Source organism: Microbacterium umsixpiens, from assembly GCF_053543675.1.
The window spans coordinates 3403-5135 of the sequence record NZ_JBLVOH010000141.1 but is presented as its reverse complement, the minus strand read 5'-3'; the positions used below and the strand labels follow the sequence as shown (position 1 = coordinate 5135).

Annotated in this window: 1 protein-coding gene; it reads right to left on the bottom strand. The window is 69.1% G+C overall.

Features of this window, described 5'->3' with window-relative positions; translation table 11 throughout:
* The coding region (locus ACNPM4_RS14135) for a BCCT family transporter (protein WP_448986074.1) at positions 1-1644 on the bottom strand (1644 nt) is incomplete at its 3' end.
* Positions 1645-1733: the final 89 nt, after the last annotated feature.

Here is a 1733-nt window from a genome sequence, read left to right as displayed (position 1 = left end):
GAACGGCAGCGCCGCGATGATCGTCACATTCTGCAGCGACTTCAGCCCGCTCCCCTCCTCGCCGGTGACGAGTAGCACGGCCGCGATCACGCCGACCAGGACACCCCAGACGACCGCGACCCAGCGCGCCGGCTCGGGGCGCCCCTGCTGCGAGAGGGTGCCCATCACGAGCGAGGCGGAATCCGCGCCGGTGACGAAGAAGATCGCGATCAGCAGGATGAGCACGATGCTCGTGATCAGCGGGAACGGCAGGTTCTCGAGCACGCCGAACAGCACTTCCTCCGGCGGGTCGACGGCGAGGTTCGCGCCGTCCATCTGCTGCTGGATGGCCGTGGTGCCGAAGATCGCGAACCAGATGAGCGAGATGACCGAGGGCACCACGATGACGACCGACACGAACTGGCGCAGGCTCCGGCCGCGCGAGATCTTCGCGATGAACATGCCGACGAACGGCGACCACGAGATCCACCATGCCCAGTAGAAGATGGTCCAGCTCGACAGGAACGTCTGCGCGGCCTCGCCCTGCGATGCCGACCGGCCGATCATCTGCGGCAGGTCGCCGATGAACTGCACGGCGACCGAGGGGATCACGTTGAGGATGAGCAGCGTCGGTCCGACGAAGAACACGAAGAACGCCAGCAGCAGCGCGACGACGGCGTTGATGTTCGACAGCGCCCGGATGCCCTTGGAGACGCCCGAGACTGCCGAGGCGATGAAGCACGCGGTGAGCACGGCGATGACCGCGATGAGGATGCCGTTGCCGAGCGGGCCGGCGCCGCTGACGATCTCGACGCCGTGCCCGATCTGCAGGGCGCCGAGGCCGAGGGATGCTGCGGTTCCGAAGAGCGTGACGATGATCGAGAAGATGTCGATCGTGCGGCCGAGGGGTCCGGCCGTGCGGCCCTCGCCCAGCAGCGGGGCGAAGATCGACGAGATCAGCGGGGTGCGGCCGCGGCGGTAGGCGCCGTAGGCGATCGCACCACCGACGAGCGCGTAGAACGCCCACGCCTGCGGGCCCCAGTGGTACAGCACCTGCGTCTGCGCCGTGTGCATGGCGTCGAGGGTGCTCGCCTCGACCGTGCCCGGCGGCGGGCTCTCAAAGAAGGTGAGCGGCTCGGCCGCACCCCAGAACACCAGACCGATACCCATGCCAGCGGCGAACAGCATCGAGATCCACGAGAACATCGAGTACTCGGGCTCTTCGTCGTCGCGGCCGAGGGGGATGCGGCCGTAGCGGCTGAAGCCGACGAACAGCATGAACACCAGGATGATCGTGGCGATCGTCGTGAAGAAGAACCCGAAGTACTCCACCACCCAGCCGAGCACGGCCGATGTCGTGCCGGAGAGGTTGTCGCCGGCGAAGACGCCCCACGCGATGAAGGCGACCGTGAGCGCCACCGCGACGCCGAACACGAGTGCGTCGGTGCGGTAGGTGCGGCCGGTCTCCTCGACCGAGACGCCGGGCACGAGGGCCGGATGCACGCTGCGCGGCGGGACGGCCGCGATGTCGCGGACGATCTTCTTCGCGGCCTCGGTGGCCTTGGCCGGGAGGCGGTTCACGCCCGTGCCGACGACATCCGTGCGGGGGCGCGGCGGGGTGCTTCCTGCGGAGCGTGCGGGCGGCTTCTCGTCAGGGGTCTCCATGGCACACCATCCTGTCACGCGATATACCTGTCGCGTGCCCCGCCTACCGCGGGCCGCGCCCTACCGCGGGCCGCGGCGCCCGCCGCCCG